The sequence below is a fragment of the Bacteroides sp. ET225 genome, assembly GCF_024733745.1.
Taxonomy (GTDB): domain Bacteria; phylum Bacteroidota; class Bacteroidia; order Bacteroidales; family Bacteroidaceae; genus Phocaeicola; species Phocaeicola excrementipullorum.
Map to the genome: position 1 here is coordinate 55,995 of NZ_JANRHN010000001.1, position 19,555 is coordinate 75,549.

Below are 19,555 nucleotides of genomic sequence, written 5' to 3' on the forward strand. Positions count from 1 at the left end.
AAAGAAAATGAAGAAACTATGAATATACCTGCCGAATTTGACGAAATCCGTCCGTATACTCCGGAAGAACTACCGCAAGTGCTCAGCGAACTGATGGCTGATCCGATGTTTCAGACGGTCATCAAGGCGGTCATACCCGACATGAGCCCTGAAAGTTTAAGACATGTGCTGGCGCGTTGCAAGACCAATCTGGACATTCAGAAAAACATATTCTACGGACTCCTGCAAAACATCATCAGCCAGTACAGCGACGGCTTTGACCTGGACGTTTCCGCATTGGGCGACAAGCGCATCAGCTACACGTTCATTTCAAACCACCGTGACATCGTGCTCGATCCGGGACTGCTTTCGGTGGGACTGATAGACAACGGCTTCCCGACTACGGTGGAAATTGCCATCGGAGACAATCTGCTCATTTATCCATGGATCAAGAAGCTGGTGCGGATCAACAAATCCTTTATCGTGCAGCGTGCGCTAAGCATGCGGCAAAAGCTCGAATCGTCGGTCCGCATGTCGCGATACATCCATTTTGCCGTTACGCAGAAGCACGAAAATGTCTGGATTGCCCAAAGGGAAGGAAGAGCCAAAGACTCGAACGACCACACGCAGGAAAGCGTGCTGAAAATGCTGGCCATGGGCGGCGAAGGGGATATAATCGACCGACTGAAGGAGCTGAATATCGTCCCTCTGTCGCTTTCTTACGAATATGACCCTTGCGACTTCCTGAAAGCAAAGGAAATGCAGCAGAAACGGGACATTGAAGGATTCAAGAAAAGTCAGGAAGACGATCTGAACAACATGAGAACAGGGATATTCGGCTATAAGGGAAGAGTGCATTTCCAGGCTGCAGCCTGCATCAGCGGAAAGCTTGAAGAACTGAGGTTCCTGCCTAAAACTGAAGTCTTCAAGAAGGTGGCTGAACTGATCGACAGGGAGATTCACCGCAGCTACCGGCTCTATCCGGGAAACTATATCGCCTGCGACCTGGCCGAAGGCACCAGCCGTTTCAGCGACAAATATACGCCGGAAGAAAAGGAAAAGTTCGAAGCTTATCTGCGGAAAAAGCTGGATCTGATTACACTCAATGACAAGGATGAAGCCTTTTTGCGCAAACGCATCCTCGACATGTACGCAAATCCGGCACTCAATCATCTGAAAGCGATCGGGGCATGAAAAAATTGCAGTTACTGACAGGAAGTTTGCTGGTGTGCCTTGCCGTGTCTACGGCATGCAAGGAGGAGGAATATGTATATCCCGATGTGATAACCGAATTCATCGATGCGGGTACAGACGCAGAAGGGAGCCTCCAGCGGCTGATAACCGACAATGGAAAAACATTGGAAATCCAGAAACGGGACGGACTGGACGGACTAGACGCAGACACAATCTACCGGACCGTTTCTGTCTACACGCTGCAAGACAATAACGAAGCATACCTCTACTCCGCACAACTGGTGCTTTCCATGATTCCTGTCGCAACGGATTATTTCAAGGATGAAATTAAAACAGACCCGACTGATATCCGGAGCATCTGGCAGTCGGGAAACTACCTGAACATGATTCTGACTCCGCTCGTAAAGGACCAGAGCCATGCTTTTCACTTTGTAAACCACGGCATAACGGAAAGCAACGGAAAACAGATCCTTCACCTGGAGCTGTATCATGACCGCAACAACGATCTGGAAGCTTTCAGCAAAGAAGTTTACCTGTCTGTCCCATTATGGGCATACCGGAACGAACTTCAACAGAATGACAGTGTCTTTTTTGAAATCAATACATACAAACAGGGAAAAACTGTTTACAAATTTCTCTATCCTGAAATTCATACCTATTAGCAAAGACTGACCATGAAGAAATTATTTCAGATTATCACCTTCTGCCTGTCGGCAATTATCATACCGGCATGTGCCGGCAAAGCGGATACAAAATTCACAAATCTGTCTGCCGATGAGTTTGAACGACTTATCGATGACAGTGAAGTGCAATGCGTAGACGTGCGTACAGCAACTGAATATTCAGAAGAACACATAGCCGGAAGTCTGAACATCAACGTGCTGGACCAGCACTTCCTCGATGACGCCGAAAAACAGCTTGAACACAACCGCCCCGTAGCCGTCTATTGCAGGAGCGGACGCAGAAGCCGGAATGCAGCCGAACGGCTTTCAGAAAAAGGCTATACCGTCTTCAATCTGGACAAAGGATTTGAAGGATGGAAGGAAGCAGGGAAAAACACGGAGAAATAACACCAGGCATTAATCAATAAAACAACCATACCATGAAAAAATTTCTATTTTATGTACTGCTGCTGGCTCTTTTCCCAACAGGAATGCTGGCGCAAGCCAAAAACACATTCGAAATCAAAAACGGCCATTTCTACCGGAATGGAGAAATAGTACCGATTCTTTCGGGAGAAATGCATTACTCACGCATCCCACACCAATACTGGAGGCACCGCCTGCAAATGATGAAGGGAATGGGACTGAATACAGTCGCCACTTATGTATTCTGGAATCTGCACGAAACCGAACCAGGCAAATGGGACTTCAGCGGAGATAAGGATCTGGCCGAATACATCCGCACAGCAGGAGAAGAAGGCATGATGGTCATTCTTCGCCCGGGCCCATACGTATGCGCCGAATGGGAATACGGAGGGTATCCCTGGTGGCTGCAAAACGTGCCCGGCATGGAAGTCAGACGCGACAACAAGGCTTTTCTTGAACACACAAAGGCTTATATCAACCGCCTGTATCAGGAAGTGGGCGATCTGCAATGCACCAAAGGAGGCCCAATCATCATGGTGCAATGCGAAAATGAATTCGGATCATACGTATCCCAGCGAAAAGATATTACCCTGGACGAACATCGCAGATACAACGCGAAAATCAAACAGCAACTGGCCGACGCCGGCTTTGACGTTCCCTTGTTTACATCCGACGGAAGCTGGCTGTTTGAAGGCGGAACCACGGAAGGAGCACTGCCTACCGCCAACGGAGAAAGTGATATCGAAAACCTGAAAAAGGTTGTCAACCAGTATCACGACGGCAAAGGCCCGTATATGGTGGCTGAGTTCTATCCCGGATGGCTCTCGCATTGGGCTGAGCCGTTCCCGCAAGTAAGCGCCTCCGAAATCGCCCGCCAGACAGAAGCATATCTGAAGAACGACGTGTCTTTCAACTTTTATATGGTTCACGGAGGAACGAACTTCGGATTTACCAGCGGAGCCAACTACGACAAGAAGCGTGACATCCAGCCGGACATGACAAGCTATGACTACGACGCTCCCATCAGCGAGGCAGGATGGGTTACGCCCAAATACGACTCCATCCGCACGGTCATCAAGAAATATGTAAAATATGAGGTTCCCGCTCCTCCTGCTCCGAATCCGGTCATCGAAATCCCTTCGATCAAGCTAAACCAGGTGGCCGACCTTCTGGCATATACCGAAAGAATGCAGCCGGAAACCAGCGCAGACCCTCTGACATTCGAGCAACTGAACCAAGGGTACGGATATGTGCTCTACACGCGCCGGTTTAACCAGCCCATAAGCGGAACGCTTGAGATACCCGGACTGCGCGATTTTGCCGTAGTATACGTCGACGGCGAGAAAGCAGGCGTACTGAACCGCAACACGCAGACTTACTCGATGGAAATAGAGGTCCCGTTCAATTCCACCCTGCAGATTCTGGTAGAAAACATGGGACGCATCAATTACGGCAGCCAGATCACGGAAAACAGCAAAGGAATCATCAGTCCGGTAACTATAGCCGGCAAGAAGATTACAGGCGGATGGAACATGTATAAGCTGCCGATGAGCCAAGCGCCGGAATGCGGCAAAATGGGAAGCTGCACATTCACAAACAGCGCCGCCCAGGCTGCAAAGCTGAAAGACAGTCCGGTCATCTACGAAGGAACATTCACGCTTGACAAAACAGGCGACACATTCATCGACATGGAAGAATGGGGCAAAGGAATCATCTTCATAAACGGCAAGAACATAGGCCGCTACTGGGAAGTCGGTCCGCAGCAGACGCTTTACATCCCGGGCGTATGGCTGAAGAAAGGCGAGAACAAGATTGTCATCTTCGAACAGCTGAACGAAAGTCCGAAGACAGAAGTGAAGACTGTCAAGACTCCGGTCCTGACCAAACTGCAATAAATCCGGCTCTGGCCAAAACAAAAGACGCAAGGCCACGGAGTTTTTGTACGCACAGCAGAACGCTCTGTGGCTTTGCGCCCTATCACCTCAAATCATTTACAGCATGAAAGCACTGTTAGTATCCATCCTGTTGGGACTCGGAGCAGGATGCTTCGCCCAGCAAACCGAAAAATACCCATTAGGAAATTACCAGGAACTGACCGACACCAAACCGCACGACAGCAAAGAAACCTGGATGAAAATGAACGCCCCTGCCGCTCTGAGCTGGGGAACAACCGACATGCGCTACACCAAACTGGATATCCCGGATGTGAAGAAAAGCACCCGGATACAGCTGAAAGCGTGGAAAGGAGAGCGCGTCAATGCGCAGGCGGTGCTGTGGACAAGAAACGACCTCAACCATGTTTCCGTTGCGGTCAGCGACCTGAAGAACGGCAAGTCAGCCATCCCTTCATCAGCCATATCCACTCATTTTGTACGCTACGTAATGACCGATGAATTCGGACAAGGATGCGGACACCGCCCGAACAAAGCCGAATGGGACTCGCTGATCGTGGCAGACGCACTTGACATAAACAAGACACTCGACGTAAAAGCTTGCAGCACCCAGCCTGTCTGGATAAAGATATGGGTGCCGTCGGATGCAAAGGCCGGAAAATACAAGGGAACACTGACTGTATCCGGAGAAAATCTCAGTCCCATGAAACTGCAAGTGGAGGTGGAAGTGCTCAACCGTACGCTTCCCGAGCCGAAAGACTGGGCGTTCTATCTCGACCTGTGGCAAAATCCATATGCCGTGGCGCGGTATTATCAGGTGCCTCTTTGGAGTCAGGCTCATTTTGACGCGATGCGCCCGATCATGAAGATGCTGGCAGATGCCGGACAGCGCACCATCACCGCAAGCATCATGCACAAGCCATGGAACGGACAGACCGAAGACCACTTTGACAGCATGATTACGCGCATCAGAAAAATCGACGGCACGTGGGAATATGACTATGCTGTATTCGACAAATGGGTAGGCTTCATGATGGATGAAATAGGCATTGACGACATGATTTGCTGCTACACCATGATTCCGTGGGCCTTACGCTTTGACTACTACGACCAGGCAACCAACCGCATACAGTTTGTAGAAGCCAAACCCGGCGACAAGGCTTATACCGAATACTGGGGAACTTTCCTGAAAGATTTTGCGGACCACCTGCGCAAGAAAGGATGGTTTGAAAAAACGGCTATCTCCATGGACGAACGGCCGATGGAAGCCATGCGTGAAGCTATCAAAGTAATCAAGCAGGCCGATCCGGAATTCAAGATCACACTGGCCGGAAACTATCATGCCGAAATCCAGGAAGACCTGTACTATTTGTGCATCCCGTTCGGACAGAAATTCCCGGACGACGTGCTGGCTGCCCGCAAGAGCAAAGGACAAATCAGCACATACTACACTTGCTGCGTGGAACCATTTCCGAACCTCTTCACTTTTTCTGATCCGGCAGAAGCTGCATGGACGGCCATACATGCCGTTGCAGACAATTACGAAGGCTATCTGCGCTGGGCCGTAAACAGCTGGACCGCCGACCCGCTGCGCGACTCCCGCTTCCGTACATGGCCGGCTGGCGACACTTACAGCATCTACCCCGGGCCGCGCAGCAGCATCCGCTTCGAACGACTGGTAGAAGGAATCCAGGACTGCGAGAAAATCCGCATCCTGCGCAAGGAACTGGAATCAGAAAAAGCCGCCGGCAAACTGAAAAGGCTGAATGAAGAAGTCGGTAAATTCAAGTTCGACAACATCAGCGGCTCCAAGCCGTCGGCAAGCACTATGGTCAACAGGCTGGAAGAGATTCTCAACTCGCTATAAGCGCTTCCGCACAGCCCATGAAAAAGCCCCATCTTTCGGTGGGGCTTTTTTCATTTCCACGTGGGCGTTGACGGATTCGAACCGCCGACCCTCTGCTTGTAAGGCAGATGCTCTGAACCAGCTGAGCTAAACGCCCGAAAGGGAAAGTTGACAATTTTTGTTTTCGGAGTGGGCGTTGACGGATTCGAACCGCCGACCCTCTGCTTGTAAGGCAGATGCTCTGAACCAGCTGAGCTAAACGCCCGAAAACGATCTTGTTCTTTTTGGTGGGCGTTGACGGATTCGAACCGCCGACCCTCTGCTTGTAAGGCAGATGCTCTGAACCAGCTGAGCTAAACGCCCAAAAAGAAAGCAATGAACAACGAGAAATACGAGTGGGCGTTGACGGATTCGAACCGCCGACCCTCTGCTTGTAAGGCAGATGCTCTGAACCAGCTGAGCTAAACGCCCGATATCTCGTTCTGATTGCGGTTGCAAAGGTACAGCTTTATTTTTAACCTGCAAACTTTTCCGCCGTTTTTTTGAACGCAAAATAAAAATTGTCGCCTGCCGGACCCGCATGCGGCAAACGCACAGACTCAAAAGAAACGCCAACGGCCGCATGAAAAGAACCGGAATGCACCCGGAATTCTTCAAACCACAACGTGGTTTGTATAAACGGCATCGTGGTCTGTACAAACGACACTGCCGTTTATACAAACAGCAATGCGGTTTGAAGTTTGCATAAGGATACATCCGCTTCAAATCCGGCAAAAACGGGACAATTTCTTTCGTCCTACCCGATAAAGTATGAATTATTGTGTGTACCTTTGCAGCACAGAAACAGCAAAGGTCAACATGAAACAAAGAACCGCAAAATACATCAACGTCAACGGCCGGCTGATGGATCTCTCCCGCCCGCAAGTGATGGGAATCCTGAATCTCACACCCGACTCTTTTTATGCCGGAAGCCGGAAACAGACGGAGCAGGAAATTGCCTGCCGGACAAACCAGATCATCTCTGAAGGAGGAAGCATCATTGATGTCGGCGCATATTCTTCACGGCCCAACGCAGCAGACGTCCCCGTGCAGGAAGAAATGGAACGGCTGCGCAAAGGACTGGCTGTCGTATTCAGAGAGCAGCCTGAGGCCGTCGTTTCTGTCGACACCTTCCGCGCGGATGTCGCCAAAATGTGCGTAGAAGAATTCGGCGTCGCCATCATCAACGACATCGCCGCCGGAGAAATGGACAAAGACATGTTTCATGCCATAGCGCGCCTGGGAGTTCCCTATATCATGATGCACATGCAGGGAGCCCCGCAAAACATGCAGCGGCATCCTCACTACGACCATCTGCTGAAGGAAGTCATCTGCTATTTTTCGGAAAAAGTGCAACGGCTACGCGACATGGGAGCCAAAGACCTGATCATCGACCCGGGATTCGGTTTCGGGAAAACGCTGGCCCACAACTACGAACTGCTTGGCAAAATGGAAGAACTCTCCATCTTCGGCCTCCCCATACTGGTGGGAGTGTCTCGCAAGTCAATGATATACAACCTTCTTGGCGGAACGCCCGAAGACGCGCTCAACGGAACGACGGCCATAAATACAATCGCATTGATGAAAGGGGCGGACATCCTGCGCGTCCACGACGTAAAGCCCGCAGCAGAAGCGGTGAAAATTGTATCAACAATGAACGACACGACTAACTGAAAAACAAAAACCCATGCCTTTTGACATACACATACTCAGCCTGAAAGACATACTGGACATCCTGCTGGTAGCCTTCCTCCTCTACAAGACATACAAGCTGATGAAATCGTCCGGTTCCATCAACATTTTCATCGGAATCCTGGTTTTCATCGTAATATGGGTTATCGTGTCGCAGGTGCTTCAGATGCGGCTTCTCGGATCCATATTCGACAAACTGGTCAGCGTGGGAGTCATTGCCCTGATCGTGCTTTTCCAGGATGAGATCCGCCACTTCCTGCTGTCTTTAGGATCGCGGCACCGGAGCAACGGGCTTTTCCGCTTTCTGAAAGGAAACAAAAAAGGAGAAACGCAAAAGGAAGACATCATGCCGATAGTCATGGCCTGCCTCAACATGAGCAAAGGAAAAGTGGGAGCCCTCATCGTCATCGAAAAAGACTTTCCGCTGGATGACATTGTGCGCACAGGAGATGTCATCGACGCGAATGTCAACCAGCGGCTGATCGAGAACATCTTCTTCAAGAACAGCCCTCTGCACGACGGAGCAATGATCATAAGCCACAAGCGGATCAAAGCTGCCGGATGTATCCTACCCGTATCACACAATCTGGACATTCCCAAGGAACTGGGACTCCGCCATCGTGCCGCGCTCGGAGTTTCGCAGGAAACAGACGCCATGGCCGTCATCGTATCGGAAGAAACCGGAGGAATCTCCATCGCATACAAAGGGCAATTCCATCTGAAGCTTTCTGCAGAAGAACTGGAGCGCATGCTTACCAACAAAACGGAATAGTCCGCACGCTTCAGTCCAGCATCAGGTTCATATAAGGCAAATGGCCTTCAAAAAACAAACGGGCGAGCCCGGATATCGTATAGGCGGAAAAATCCTGACCCGCTTCGTCTACACGCCGGCAAGCACCTCCCTCCAGAAGGAAAAGCGCGTTGTTTGCCGCAATGGCCTCATCTCCCTCCACTTTAATGAACCGCGGAACATCATCGCAATGAACACGGGCGTAAAGAGAAAGCATCTGTTCGGCATTGATTATGCGTGCCATCCCATACACACGGAGTTCGCCTTCAGACGGAGATACAATCCGCATCTCTCCTGCCCGGTAATGCAGGCGGAAGAAACGCAGCAAAGCTTCACGCGGCCCAGTTCCGGAAGCGAACATTTCGCGGACAAGCAAATCCGTGTCCCGCTTCAGACAAAGCGCCAGTCCGGAAACCTTCTTCCCGTCATAGACAGCCCACACTTCCCCTCCGTTCAGGCTCCAGTCGGACAAGACTATCTGAAAATCTTCTTCCGTATGCAGCACTGAAAAAGGCAACGAACGGAGATGTTCATAAAGATATGGACAAATCTCTTCCGGAAGAGCTTTGCACAGATCTATCTTTTTGATTTCCAATGAAGAGTTGGAGTTATCAACAGATTTGCACCCACCTGTTAATAACTTGACATGCTGTTGAAATCCCGGCACATAGCCCGAACGGGCATAATAGCCGAAAAGCCATTCTTCCGCAGGAATCAGTCCTGCCAGCCATTTGCCTTCTTCATACATGCGGCGATGCGCCGAAGCAAGCAAATGCTTCATGAGTCCCCGGCCGCGATACGCAACGTCCGTACAGGCTCCCGAAATATAGGCCATCGGAATCACCTCTCCGTAACAAGTCATCGGATAAGGAATGCGCTGCAGAGCCGACACCACCTTGCCGTCTTCCTCCAGACAAGTATTGATCTCATCCGTATAGCGGCGGCCGAAATACAAATCCATGAATTCTTCCGAATCGCCGAAGCATTCTTTCCACAGCCTGCGCACCTGCTCTTTCACACTCATCTCAGCGTAGCCATGTATTTTTCCAGAATCACTTCCGGCTGATACGACAATTTAGCCTTGCGCAGACCCTCCAGCCCCAAGTCTTCTTCACGGTTGATATAAATATACTGCTCCGGAAGATGGTTAGCAAACTCGTAATTGATCATCGCATACGCGCCCTCAAAATCCGTATTCGCCTTTTCCACACAAGTGTCGAAAGTGGCTGCATTGATCGGCGCCCCATAGGTGAAAGCCACGATCTCACCGCCAACATGAAGGACACCTCCCTGCAAGCCAAGCTCGTTTATATGCTCCAAGGCGGCATTCATCGAACGGCGCTCGTTCAGCAACGCCTCATTTTCCGCACAATCATTGGCCTTACACCACAAGTTCTCAAGCCGGATACATTCCGGCACCAGCTCAGGGGTAAGCTCTTTGTATTCGTAATCCGGGAAATTCGTCCGGAAACGGTTGATATGATTCCGTTTCGGCTGGAACTTCTTCCCTCGCAACGAAGCCAAATCCGAACGCAAATAGATGTAGTCTGCATAATCACGGTCCGATTCAAATTCAAAATGGTTGGAGAAAGCTTCTTCCAGTTCCTCGCGCATATCGGCACAGACACCCAGCATCTGGAACTTTTCATTTTGGGATTCAGCGTCTTGAATCAGCATTTCAATTACCGGGCGGACATTGCCCTGCCCCACCGGCATCATGTATGCCAGCGCACCGTCTACCCGGAAGCGGAACAGCAGAAACCCGTCCGCCTCAGCCAGCTCCGTATGATAAAGGAAACGCCAGCTGTAAAGATTCGAAAACGACAAATCGCAATTGCGCCGCGAACTGACAAGCGTGTATTTCTGCACCCGCTGCCTGTCTTCCAGTTTTATCGGATTGAAATCAATCATATGTAATTCGAGATATATTCATTTTATGTTATTCCATCTCTTCCGAAATATGACGGGACATTTTGAACAAGCCGCCAGCCCGGCCCAAACGAAACGGGCCGTCATCTTGACCAAGATGAGCCGCCACCTTTTTATATAACTTGCGACATCCTGAATTGTTCATTCAATACATCCCCAGCAGATGCAGGATAGTGGGAGTCAGCAATGCGGTCAGAATGCCGTTCAAAGTAAGTCCCAGGCTGGCATAAGCCCCGTATTTGCCGCTCACCTCCATGGCGCGCGAAGTCCCCACGGCATGAGATGCCGTTCCCATTGACAACCCTTGCGCTATCGGACTCCCGACATGACCCACCTGCAACACCTTGAAACCGCAGATGGCACCGAACAGACCGACAACAATCACCACGGCGGCCGTCAGCGAAGGAATTCCTCCAACCGCATTCGAAACTTCCATCGCAATCGGCGTAGTCACCGATTTCGGAGCCAGCGACATGACCACCTCAGGCGAAGCGCCCATCACTTTCGCAATGACCGTCACCGAAACCAAGCCGACAATACATCCCGCCAACTGGGAAACAACAATCGGCATGAGCTGCTTCCTGATCATCTTCAACTGCAAATAAAGCGGCACGCCCAAAGCCACGACCGCCGGCTTCAGCCAAAACTCCACCAGCGAACCAGCCTCTGAATAAGTTTCATAAGAAACTCCCGTCAGCTTCAAAAAGCAAATCAACAATGCAATCGCTATCAGAATCGGATTCAGAAGCACCCAACCTGTCTTTTTCTGCAACAATTTAGAAATGAAAAAGAAACCAAACGTAATGGCCAGCAAAAAGAACTTATTTTCGAAAAAATCCATATTTCCTAACTAATTGATGAACCCAACCCGTTACAACCAGCACAAGCACCGTACTCACTACCGTAGCAATGACAATCGGCCAGAACTGAGCCGAGATGATGTCAAAGTACAGCATCAGCGCCACGCCCGAAGGCACAAAGAAAAACCCAAGATTGGCAACCAGAAAATTGGTCATTCCCTGGACCCACTCCAGCTTAATCCAGCCCAGCTGGAGAAACAAGGTAAGCAAAAGCATACCGATAACGCTCGAAGGGAGCTTGATCCCTGTCAGATAAACAATCAGTTCACCTAAAGCCAAGCATCCGAAAAGGATAGAACATTGACGAATCATAATACCTAAAATTTATCGTATTGAAAACCGGGCGCAAAGTTATACATTCGCAGATAAAGCGAGCGCGAAAGCGGCATTTTTTTTAAACCTGCCGTCAAACATATTTATTTTACATACTTTAAACTCAAATATTTCATCTTTTGCCAACTTGATATTACAAAAATGCTTATTTTTGCAAAGTGATAAGGCCACTTCGTTATCGCACACAGGCCAGATTATACACAATAATTCTTAATATATAACCGATATGGATTTAATTAGTCAAATCGTTGAGCGCGCTAAAGCAAACAAACAGCGCATCGTTCTTCCGGAAGGAACAGAAGAACGCACATTGAAAGCTGCCAATCAAATCTTGACAGACGGTGTTGCAGACTTGATTCTGCTGGGCAACCCGGATGAAATCATGGGGCTTGCCAAGGAATGGGGATTGGGAAACATCCACAAGGCAACCATCATCGACCCGGAAAACCACCCGAAAAAAGAAGAATACGCACAGCTGCTGTGCGAGCTCCGCAAGAAAAAGGGCATGACAATCGAAGAAGCACGCAAGCTTGTCCTCAACCCGCTGTATTTGGGATGTCTGATCATCAAATCGGGAGATGCCGACGGACAACTGGCAGGCGCCCGCAATACAACCGGCGACGTACTCCGCCCTGCTCTGCAAATCATTAAGACTGCTCCGGGAATCACCTGCGTATCCGGCGCGATGCTGCTGCTGACCCACGCTCCCGAATGCGGCGACAATGGCGTGATCGTTATGGGAGATGTTGCCGTAACTCCGGTTCCCGACGCAGGCCAGCTGGCTCAGATTGCTGTCTGCACAGCAAGAACAGCACAGGCCGTTGCCGGACTCGACCCGCGCGTTGCCATGCTGAGCTTTTCAACCAAAGGCTCTGCCAAACACGAAGTCGTTGACAAAGTTGTCGAGGCCCTCCATATTGCGCAGCAGATGGATCCGGCACTGAAGATCGACGGAGAACTGCAGGCCGACGCCGCTCTGGTTCCAAGAATCGGCGCAAGCAAGGCTCCGGGATCAGAAATCGCAGGAAAAGCGAACGTGCTGGTTGTTCCGAGTCTTGAAGTGGGAAACATCTCTTACAAGCTGGTTGAGCGTCTGGGACATGCCACAGCCATCGGACCGATCCTGCAAGGTATCGCCCGTCCGGTAAACGACCTGTCACGCGGATGCTGCATCGACGATGTATACAAGATGATCGCCATTACGGCTAACCAGGCTATCGCAGCCAAATCTCAACAGTAATTTTATTCACCAAGAAATTGAAGCAACAAAGATGAAAGTATTAGTATTGAATTGCGGTAGCTCTTCCATCAAATACAAACTGTTTGAAATGACAAACAAGGAAGCGCTTGCGCAGGGCGGCATCGAAAAAATCGGTCTGCCGGGTTCTTTCCTGAAAATGACATTGCCCAACGGCGAAAAGAAAATCATCGAAAAAGACGTGCCGGAACACACAACCGGCGTACAGTTCATTTTCGACACACTCACCAATGCCGAATACGGAGCGGTTAGCAATCTGCATGAAATCAATGCAGTAGGCCACCGCGTACTGCACGGAGGAACCAAGTTCAGCGGCTCTGTACTGATTGACGATGCAGTGATTGCAGCCGTAGAAGAATGCTGCGATCTGGGCCCGCTGCACAATCCCGCCAACCTGAAAGGCATCTATGCCGTTCAGAAGCTGCTGCCTGAAGTGCCGCAAGTTGCCGTATTCGACACGGCGTTCCACCAGACAATGCCCGACTATGCATACCTGTACGCAATCCCTTATTCATATTTCGAGAAATACGGAATCCGCCGCTACGGCTTCCACGGAACATCACACCGCTACGTATCAAAACGCGTATGCGAGTTCCTGAACATTCCGCAAGAGGGATCAAAGATCATCACCTGCCACATCGGAAACGGAGGTTCTATCGCAGCGGTAAAAGACGGCAAATGCGTGGATACGTCCATGGGACTGACTCCGCTGGAAGGTTTAATGATGGGAACCCGAAGCGGTGACATCGACGGAGGAGCAATCACATACATCATGAAAAAGGAAGGGCTGACGCCGGACGAAATGTCTACGCTGCTGAACAAGAAAAGCGGCGTGCTGGGAATGTTCGAAAAGTCAAGCGACATGCGCGAACTGGAAGACGCTGTCGCAAGAGGCGAAGAACGCGCCATCCTGACCGAGAAGATGTATTTCTACCGCATCACCAAGTACATCGGAGCATATGCTGCCGCAATGAACGGCGTTGATGTCATTCTGTTCACCGGCGGTGTAGGTGAAAATCAGGCTACCGCACGTGCCGGAGTCTGCAAGAACCTGGAATACCTGGGCGTAAAAATCGATCCGGAAAAGAACAAGGTGAGAGGCGAAGAAGCCATCATTTCTACCGACGATTCCAAGGTTAAGGTCTGCGTCATCCCCACCGATGAGGAAATGATGATTGCGACAGACACAATGAACATCCTGAACAGCAAATAAGCGCCTCGGGAATCCTAAAGAGATTTAAAAGGGAATACTTCCTGCCGGAAATTTCTTATCTTTGTGACACAGACGTGGAGCAGATAATAAAAAGAATATTCCGACCGGAAGTTTTCCCTTTCTTTATATCGGCCCGCACGCAACAAAATGATAAAACACCCCACTATGAGTAAAAAAATCGTAACATTCGGAGAAATTATGCTCCGCCTCACCACCCCTGACAATCTCCGCATCGAACAGTCAAGGGATTTTCTTGTAAACTATGGAGGAAGTGAAGCCAATGTTGCCATCTCAATCGCCAACTTCGGAGGTGAAGTTGAATACATTACCCGCCTTCCGGACAATGCGCTGGGAGATACCTGTCTGGCAGAACTCCGCTCCCACAACATCAAGACAGACCACGTGCTTGTCGGAGGACACCGCCTCGGTACATATTACATGGAAAAGGCAGCCGCCATGCGCAACTCAAAAGTCATCTACGACCGTGAAGGATCGGCCTTTTCCGAACTCAAGCCCGGCATGATCGACTGGAAAGACGCCTTCAAGGACGCCGCCATATTCCACTGGTCGGGCATCGACGCTGCGCTGACTCCGGGACTTGCCGATGTATGCAAGGAAGCAATCAGTGTAGCCAAGGAAATGGGACTGAAGATTTCATACGACATCAACTACCGCAAGAACCTGTGGAACTACGGAAAAACCGCGCAGGAAGTATTGCGCCCGCTGATGGTGGACAGCGATATCATGTTCGGGAGCGAAGGCGAATATGCTCTGGTGACGGGGATAAAGGCTCCGGGATTCAAGGCTACGCGCAACGGAGAGAAATACGACATCGCCGCATACGAAAAGTTCTGCCAGGAAATCAGCAAGCAAGTGCCGAACTGCAAATACATCTACATCGCATTGCGCAATGTGATGAGTTCGGAGCACCATACCTTTGCGGGAGTGCTTTACAGCAACGGCACGATGAAGCACAGCCGCGTATTCGACATCGACAATGTGATAGACTGCGTAGGCGTGGGCGATGCATTCTGCGGAGCCATGCTGTATGCACAGGGTGCATTTGACGATGACCAGAAGCGCGTAGACTTCTCTACAGCGGCATCCGTGCTGAAAAATACGATTGCAGGTGACTACAACCTCGTAAAGGTTGCCGAAGTAGAAGGGCTGCTTGCCAAACAGGAAAGCGGCGAAGTGGCACGGTAACGGAATATCTTCACATACAAAGGCGTAGATTCCTCGCAGCCTGCCGGCTGCGGAATCTGCGCCTTTTGCTATAAGGCCGTTTCTCCCTCAATATATTGTTCGAGGAACATGCTTTCCCCGTCGAACACGGCATACGAGAAATCATGAATCCAATCTCCCAGGATCATCAGCCGCGAAGAGCGGGACAGCATCAGGTCGAGCATGATATGCCGATGCCCAAAGATGAAATAATTGATGTCCGCATGCGTCTTAAGGTAATCTTTCGCAAAAAGCACCAGCGGTTCCTTATCCTCGCCCATGTAATCCGGTTCGCGTCCGTTCTCCCGCTTCAGACGGCTGTGCTTTGCCCATTCCAGTCCCAGCTCCACACTCCAGCGCGGATGCAAGGCAGAGAAAAGGCACTGCAGGGTATGGCTGTGGAAGACCGTACGCAAGAACTTGAACTTGCGGTCATCATCTCCCAGCCCGTCACCGTGTGCCAGAAAGAACTCCTTCCCGTAGATTTCACAAGTCAACGGCTCACGGTGCAGAATCACTCCGCATTCTTTTTCCAGGTAGTCGCCGCACCAGATGTCATGATTCCCGATAAAGAAATGCACTTCCACCCCCAAATCGGTCAGTTCTGATATTTTCCCGAGGAAACGGGTATAGCCTTTGGGTACGACCAGCTTGAATTCGTACCAGAAATCAAACATGTCGCCCAGCAGATAGACGGCCGCCGCCTTATGCTTGATACCGTCCAGAAAATTTACGAGCCTGCGTTCCTGCGTACGCCCATGAGGAATCGCGCGCGACCCGAGGTGAGCATCCGACAGGAAATATACATTTTTCAGCGCATCCATCATACCATCGTTTTATAGAAATCCCAGTTCGAGTTTAGCTTCTTCGGTCATCATGTCCTTGTCCCATTCCGGCTCGAAGACAAGATTTACCTGAGCAGAAGTCACTCCCTCCACCGACTCCACCTTCTGGCGGATATCCTCCATGATAAAGTCGGCCGCAGGGCAGTTGGGAGCCGTCAGGGTCATGTCAAGCGTCAAGGCCCCGTCGTCTTGCAAGTCTATCCTGTAAATCAGTCCCAGGTCATATACATTTACAGGAATTTCGGGGTCGTAAACTGTTTTCAGCATCTCGACAATCCGTTCTTCTATCTTCAGTTTCGTTTCGTTATCCATAGGTTCTATTGCCATTTAGTATTGTCTGCAAATGTAACAAAAAATATGAATCGCTACAACCTTCCTTCATCTACATAACTGTAATATGCTCCGTCGGTTACAATCACATGGTCGAGCAGACGGATGTTCATGGTGTTCGATGCCTGATTCAGAGCCTGGGTCAGCCGGTCGTCATCCGTGCTGGGGGTCACATTTCCAGAGGGATGATTGTGGCAAAGCACGATGGATGTGGCGCGTTTCAGCAGGGCTTCGCGCAACACACACCGCACGTCTACCTGCGTGGAAGCCAGCCCTCCCTGACTGATTCTGATTGCGTCGACCACCTTTGCTGCCTGGTTGAGCAGCATCACCCAGCATTCTTCAACGGAAAGATCGCACATCAGCGGATGGAAGTAGGCAAAGATATCGGTCGAACAACGGATCTGCACCCGTTCCTTCGGCTCTTCCTCTTTTCTGCGCTTGCCCAATTCAGAAGCCGCGAGAATAGTCACAGCTTTTGCAGGGCCTATTCCCTTGTAGCGGCACAAGTCTTCGACCGAACATTTGCCCAGCTCGCCCAGCTTGTTGTGGCATCCGTCGAGCACCTTGCGCATCAGCTCCACCGCCGTATCCTCCGTGTTTCCCGATCCTATCAGAATGGCGAGAAGTTCCGCATTGGTCAGCGCCGATGCTCCGTGCAGCATCATCTTCTCGCGCGGGCGGTCTTCTTCCGCCCATTGGTTGATGTTCAGTTTTTCATTCATACAGATTTAAGATTAGCGACATGACGCAAAAATAAGGAAAACTTCCGGATAACCCAAGATGGCAGAGGAAGATTTTCAACGCCAGACGCAAAAGGAAACTGCTGATTTCCCGATACATTCTGCAAACCACGATGTGGTTTATAGAAACCACACTGCGGTTTGCAGAAACGGCAACGCGGTTTATAAAAACAACGATGCCGTTTGAAGTTTGCAGGCCGGAATCGCAGCCTTTCCCGCACGAGCTTCCGGACTTTCAGGCGAATCAGGCAATGTCAGATGAGAAAAGCATTCAACGCCCTCCGTCTGCCTGTCCCCCAACCGAAACCTTCATAATGAAGCCTCCGCCGGGTGCCATATGAATCTTCTGCTTCCTGCCAGACGAAAGAGAAAAGACACGGCGACGATAGTCCCTGCCCACGCGGTCGGCATTGGCTCCGTCTTCAAAAAGCTCCACCCGGATATTTTCTTCTTCCACAAAAGAAAGATCCACCTCTATGTCCCGGGCAGTCCAGTCCGTCAGCCCGGCCACATACCAGGCATCTCCCTGGCGGCGCGCCATGACGATATATTCTCCCACCTTTCCGTCCAGCGGCAACGTTTCCTGCCATGTTGTTGGGATTCCGGCAATAAACCGTGTACACTCGGCCTCCCTCATGTAATTGGAAGGCGAATCGCAAAGCATGTTCAGCGGAGAGTCAAAAATGACATACGCAGCCAACTGGCGGCATCTGGTTCCCTGGCTCATCGGCTCGGAATAGATGGCGCGGAAGTTTTCCCTGTTCATGTTGACCATCGCTCCCTGCGTGTAGTCTACCGGACCAGCCACCATGCGGATAAAGGGCATAGTCACGTCGTAAGTCACCTGGTCCGTCCCCGGCTGCGCCCACTTCATTTCCTCCAGTCCGTGAACTCCCTCAAAATTAACGGCATTGGGATAAGTGCGCTGAAGGCCGGTCGGCTTGGATGTCCCGTGCAAATCGATCAGCAGCTTGTATCGGGCACCCGTTTCGGCACAACGGCGGTTAAAGTCTATCATATACTGGTCGTCCCTGTCCATAAAGTCAATCTTGAATCCTTTGATTCCCATTTCAGCATAATGTTTGCAGACACGCTCCATATCCTTGTCGAAAGCCCGGAATCCCGCCCACAAGATAAGTCCGACATGCCTGGCCTCAGCATAGCACACCAGTTCTTTCAGGTCGATTTCCGGAACCACTTGAAAAAGGTCAGCGGGACCTGCAACAGCCCATCCCTCGTCCAGAATGACATATTCGATGCCAAAGCGGGAAGCAAAGTCAATATAATATTTATATGTATCCGTATTTATGCCGGCTCTGAAGTCCACGCCGCTGATATTCCAGTCGTTCCACCAGTCCCATGCCACCTTTCCAGGCTTCACCCAAGAATAATCTCCTTCGGCCGGAGCGGCAAGCTTATACACCAAGTCGCTGCACAGCAAGTCTGTATCTTTCTCTGAAACGATTATCACACGCCAAGGAAAAGCCGTGCACCCTTCAGACTTAGCGATATACGGCTCACGCGACTTGACCACTTCCTTCAGTCCCCTCACTTCTACGGCGACCTCTTTAGGATAAGCGGCAAAGTGTCCGTAAAGCCCTTTATCTTCGTCATCCGCTTTCAAGAACATGCCCGGATAATTCAGCAAGTCAGCCTCAGTGATGCAAACCTTCTTGCGTTCTTTCCCTTTTTTAGCGGAAAGCACCGGAAGAAATGCCAGGCGTGACTTGTCCCATTCAGAAAGCGGCACATGCCGGTAAGTATTCTGAAAAGAACTGTGATACTGATTCTCTTTCCCGTCAATCTGTCTGCCCTTCGGAGTGGCCGCAAAAATGTCCGGATTATCCGGCAGGTTGAATACCGCCTGCTCGTCCTTTACCCAAAAAGGCGCTTTACGCGATGAAACGAAACGATAGGCAACTCCTTCATCGTATGCGCGGAACACCACCTTATAGTCTTCTTTAAATTCGAGCGTCAGTTCATTGTAACAGTCCGCGATGACCGACTTCTTGTAAACAGGCGGATTGATGGTCTGATTCACCGACCTCGAACGTTTCTTCTTCAGCCGAGGAAAGCGTCCGAACACGGTTCCGTCCGTCAATGTCATGGATATGGGAGAAGGAGCGATCATCGTATCCTCCTCGTGTATTACAGAATAGGTTATCTCATTTCCGGTTGCCACTTCCAGCCGGAGCTTTCCGGAAGGAGATGTCACTTTATATTTCGTCTGCGCATAAATGCAGGAAGGAATGCCCACCAACAAAAAGAGCATCCATTTCTTGAAAGACTGTTTCATAAGC

At 50.5% G+C, this 19,555-nt stretch carries 19 protein-coding genes and 4 tRNA genes; 11 read left to right on the top strand and 12 right to left on the bottom strand.

The features are described 5' to 3' along the window. Positions 1-18 precede the first annotated feature (18 nt). The 5 genes from NW212_RS00245 (at position 19) to NW212_RS00265 (ending at position 6,020) form a co-directional block, all read left to right on the top strand. Complete coding sequence (locus NW212_RS00245; protein WP_258336662.1) at positions 19-1,173, top strand: acyltransferase; 1,155 nt, start codon at positions 19-21, stop codon at positions 1,171-1,173. After that, on the top strand, positions 1,170-1,835 hold the full coding sequence (locus tag NW212_RS00250; RefSeq protein ID WP_258336663.1) for a NigD-like protein: 666 nt from the start codon (positions 1,170-1,172) through the stop codon (positions 1,833-1,835). The genes NW212_RS00245 and NW212_RS00250 overlap by 4 nt, the downstream gene beginning before the upstream one ends. A gap of 12 nt (positions 1,836-1,847) precedes the next feature. Then, complete coding sequence (locus tag NW212_RS00255; protein ID WP_258336664.1) at positions 1,848-2,243, top strand: rhodanese-like domain-containing protein; 396 nt, start codon at positions 1,848-1,850, stop codon at positions 2,241-2,243. Between the two features lie 32 nt (positions 2,244-2,275). After that, complete coding sequence (locus NW212_RS00260; protein WP_258336665.1) at positions 2,276-4,156, top strand: beta-galactosidase family protein; 1,881 nt, start codon at positions 2,276-2,278, stop codon at positions 4,154-4,156. A gap of 103 nt (positions 4,157-4,259) precedes the next feature. Next, entirely contained in the window at positions 4,260-6,020 is a 1,761-nt protein-coding gene (locus NW212_RS00265; protein WP_258336666.1) for a DUF4091 domain-containing protein, read from the top strand. 61 nt (positions 6,021-6,081) lie between these two features. Here NW212_RS00265 and NW212_RS00270 read toward each other — a convergent pair. The 4 genes from NW212_RS00270 to NW212_RS00285 all read right to left on the bottom strand — a co-directional run bounded on the left by NW212_RS00270 (position 6,082) and on the right by NW212_RS00285 (position 6,470). Further along, positions 6,082-6,156, bottom strand: a tRNA-Val gene (locus NW212_RS00270). 33 nt (positions 6,157-6,189) lie between these two features. Continuing rightward, positions 6,190-6,264, bottom strand: a tRNA-Val gene (locus tag NW212_RS00275). Between the two features lie 20 nt (positions 6,265-6,284). After that, positions 6,285-6,362, bottom strand: a tRNA-Val gene (locus NW212_RS00280). Between the two features lie 33 nt (positions 6,363-6,395). Beyond that, positions 6,396-6,470, bottom strand: a tRNA-Val gene (locus tag NW212_RS00285). A gap of 387 nt (positions 6,471-6,857) precedes the next feature. Here NW212_RS00285 and folP point away from each other — a divergent pair. Together folP and cdaA are read left to right on the top strand one after the other, a co-directional pair. Then, entirely contained in the window at positions 6,858-7,712 is an 855-nt protein-coding gene (gene folP / locus NW212_RS00290; RefSeq protein ID WP_258336667.1) for a dihydropteroate synthase, read from the top strand. 13 nt (positions 7,713-7,725) lie between these two features. Further along, positions 7,726-8,502: a diadenylate cyclase CdaA gene (gene cdaA, locus NW212_RS00295; protein ID WP_258336668.1), complete on the top strand. Its 777-nt coding sequence runs from the start codon at positions 7,726-7,728 to the stop codon at positions 8,500-8,502. Between the two features lie 10 nt (positions 8,503-8,512). Here cdaA and NW212_RS00300 read toward each other — a convergent pair whose 3' ends face one another. The 4 genes from NW212_RS00300 to NW212_RS00315 form a co-directional block, all read right to left on the bottom strand. Next, on the bottom strand, positions 8,513-9,544 hold the full coding sequence (locus NW212_RS00300) for a GNAT family N-acetyltransferase (protein WP_258336669.1): 1,032 nt from the start codon (positions 9,542-9,544) through the stop codon (positions 8,513-8,515). Then, positions 9,541-10,431 carry a DUF2156 domain-containing protein gene (locus tag NW212_RS00305; RefSeq protein ID WP_258336670.1) on the bottom strand — a complete coding sequence of 297 codons (891 nt, stop codon included), beginning with the start codon at positions 10,429-10,431 and terminating at the stop codon, positions 9,541-9,543. Before NW212_RS00305 ends, NW212_RS00300 begins: the two co-directional genes overlap by 4 nt. A gap of 163 nt (positions 10,432-10,594) precedes the next feature. Continuing rightward, a complete protein-coding gene (locus NW212_RS00310; protein ID WP_258336671.1) occupies positions 10,595-11,290 on the bottom strand; it encodes an LrgB family protein in 696 nt (231 codons plus the stop codon). After that, the gene (locus tag NW212_RS00315) at positions 11,271-11,621 is read right to left on the bottom strand and encodes a CidA/LrgA family protein (protein WP_258336672.1); all 351 of its coding nucleotides are present in this window, start codon (positions 11,619-11,621) and stop codon (positions 11,271-11,273) included. Before NW212_RS00315 ends, NW212_RS00310 begins: the two co-directional genes overlap by 20 nt. 247 nt (positions 11,622-11,868) lie before the next feature. Here NW212_RS00315 and pta point away from each other — a divergent pair, with 247 nt between their 5' ends. The 3 genes from pta (at position 11,869) to NW212_RS00330 (ending at position 15,319) form a co-directional block, all read left to right on the top strand. Beyond that, entirely contained in the window at positions 11,869-12,882 is a 1,014-nt protein-coding gene (pta, locus tag NW212_RS00320; protein ID WP_258336673.1) for a phosphate acetyltransferase, read from the top strand. A 31-nt stretch (positions 12,883-12,913) separates the two neighbouring features. After that, a complete protein-coding gene (locus tag NW212_RS00325; RefSeq protein ID WP_258336674.1) occupies positions 12,914-14,113 on the top strand; it encodes an acetate kinase in 1,200 nt (399 codons plus the stop codon). A gap of 165 nt (positions 14,114-14,278) precedes the next feature. Beyond that, the gene (locus NW212_RS00330) at positions 14,279-15,319 is read left to right on the top strand and encodes a sugar kinase (protein WP_258336675.1); all 1,041 of its coding nucleotides are present in this window, start codon (positions 14,279-14,281) and stop codon (positions 15,317-15,319) included. A 68-nt stretch (positions 15,320-15,387) separates the two neighbouring features. On the opposite strand, the gene NW212_RS00335 is transcribed toward NW212_RS00330, so the two are convergent. The 3 genes from NW212_RS00335 to radC are packed head-to-tail and all read right to left on the bottom strand — an operon-like array spanning position 15,388 to position 17,237. After that, on the bottom strand, positions 15,388-16,152 hold the full coding sequence (locus NW212_RS00335; RefSeq protein ID WP_258336798.1) for a UDP-2,3-diacylglucosamine diphosphatase: 765 nt from the start codon (positions 16,150-16,152) through the stop codon (positions 15,388-15,390). Between the two features lie 21 nt (positions 16,153-16,173). After that, on the bottom strand, positions 16,174-16,494 hold the full coding sequence (locus tag NW212_RS00340; protein ID WP_258336799.1) for a metal-sulfur cluster assembly factor: 321 nt from the start codon (positions 16,492-16,494) through the stop codon (positions 16,174-16,176). A gap of 53 nt (positions 16,495-16,547) precedes the next feature. Beyond that, positions 16,548-17,237 (bottom strand): DNA repair protein RadC, encoded by a 690-nt coding sequence (radC, locus tag NW212_RS00345; RefSeq protein ID WP_258336676.1) that lies wholly within the window; start codon positions 17,235-17,237, stop codon positions 16,548-16,550. A gap of 58 nt (positions 17,238-17,295) precedes the next feature. Here radC and NW212_RS00350 point away from each other — a divergent pair, with 58 nt between their 5' ends. Next, positions 17,296-17,442 (top strand): hypothetical protein, encoded by a 147-nt coding sequence (locus NW212_RS00350; RefSeq protein ID WP_258336677.1) that lies wholly within the window; start codon positions 17,296-17,298, stop codon positions 17,440-17,442. An 84-nt stretch (positions 17,443-17,526) separates the two neighbouring features. Here NW212_RS00350 and NW212_RS00355 read toward each other — a convergent pair whose 3' ends face one another. Then, entirely contained in the window at positions 17,527-19,551 is a 2,025-nt protein-coding gene (locus NW212_RS00355; RefSeq protein WP_258336678.1) for a glycoside hydrolase family 97 protein, read from the bottom strand. Positions 19,552-19,555: the final 4 nt, after the last annotated feature.

What these genes read in the sequence shown, in the direction of transcription:
- NW212_RS00245 (WP_258336662.1), top strand. Translation starts at nt 19, where the DNA reads ATGAATATACCTGCCGAATTTGACGAAATCCGTCCGTATACTCCGGAA.
- NW212_RS00250 (WP_258336663.1), top strand. Translation starts at nt 1,170, where the DNA reads ATGAAAAAATTGCAGTTACTGACAGGAAGTTTGCTGGTGTGCCTTGCC.
- NW212_RS00255 (WP_258336664.1), top strand. Translation starts at nt 1,848, where the DNA reads ATGAAGAAATTATTTCAGATTATCACCTTCTGCCTGTCGGCAATTATC.
- NW212_RS00260 (WP_258336665.1), top strand. Translation starts at nt 2,276, where the DNA reads ATGAAAAAATTTCTATTTTATGTACTGCTGCTGGCTCTTTTCCCAACA.
- NW212_RS00265 (WP_258336666.1), top strand. Translation starts at nt 4,260, where the DNA reads ATGAAAGCACTGTTAGTATCCATCCTGTTGGGACTCGGAGCAGGATGC.
- folP (WP_258336667.1), top strand. Translation starts at nt 6,858, where the DNA reads ATGAAACAAAGAACCGCAAAATACATCAACGTCAACGGCCGGCTGATG.
- cdaA (WP_258336668.1), top strand. Translation starts at nt 7,726, where the DNA reads ATGCCTTTTGACATACACATACTCAGCCTGAAAGACATACTGGACATC.
- NW212_RS00300 (WP_258336669.1), bottom strand. Translation starts at nt 9,544, where the DNA reads ATGAGTGTGAAAGAGCAGGTGCGCAGGCTGTGGAAAGAATGCTTCGGC.
- NW212_RS00305 (WP_258336670.1), bottom strand. Translation starts at nt 10,431, where the DNA reads ATGATTGATTTCAATCCGATAAAACTGGAAGACAGGCAGCGGGTGCAG.
- NW212_RS00310 (WP_258336671.1), bottom strand. Translation starts at nt 11,290, where the DNA reads ATGGATTTTTTCGAAAATAAGTTCTTTTTGCTGGCCATTACGTTTGGT.
- NW212_RS00315 (WP_258336672.1), bottom strand. Translation starts at nt 11,621, where the DNA reads ATGATTCGTCAATGTTCTATCCTTTTCGGATGCTTGGCTTTAGGTGAA.
- pta (WP_258336673.1), top strand. Translation starts at nt 11,869, where the DNA reads ATGGATTTAATTAGTCAAATCGTTGAGCGCGCTAAAGCAAACAAACAG.
- NW212_RS00325 (WP_258336674.1), top strand. Translation starts at nt 12,914, where the DNA reads ATGAAAGTATTAGTATTGAATTGCGGTAGCTCTTCCATCAAATACAAA.
- NW212_RS00330 (WP_258336675.1), top strand. Translation starts at nt 14,279, where the DNA reads ATGAGTAAAAAAATCGTAACATTCGGAGAAATTATGCTCCGCCTCACC.
- NW212_RS00340 (WP_258336799.1), bottom strand. Translation starts at nt 16,494, where the DNA reads ATGGATAACGAAACGAAACTGAAGATAGAAGAACGGATTGTCGAGATG.
- radC (WP_258336676.1), bottom strand. Translation starts at nt 17,237, where the DNA reads ATGAATGAAAAACTGAACATCAACCAATGGGCGGAAGAAGACCGCCCG.
- NW212_RS00350 (WP_258336677.1), top strand. Translation starts at nt 17,296, where the DNA reads ATGGCAGAGGAAGATTTTCAACGCCAGACGCAAAAGGAAACTGCTGAT.
- NW212_RS00355 (WP_258336678.1), bottom strand. Translation starts at nt 19,551, where the DNA reads ATGAAACAGTCTTTCAAGAAATGGATGCTCTTTTTGTTGGTGGGCATT.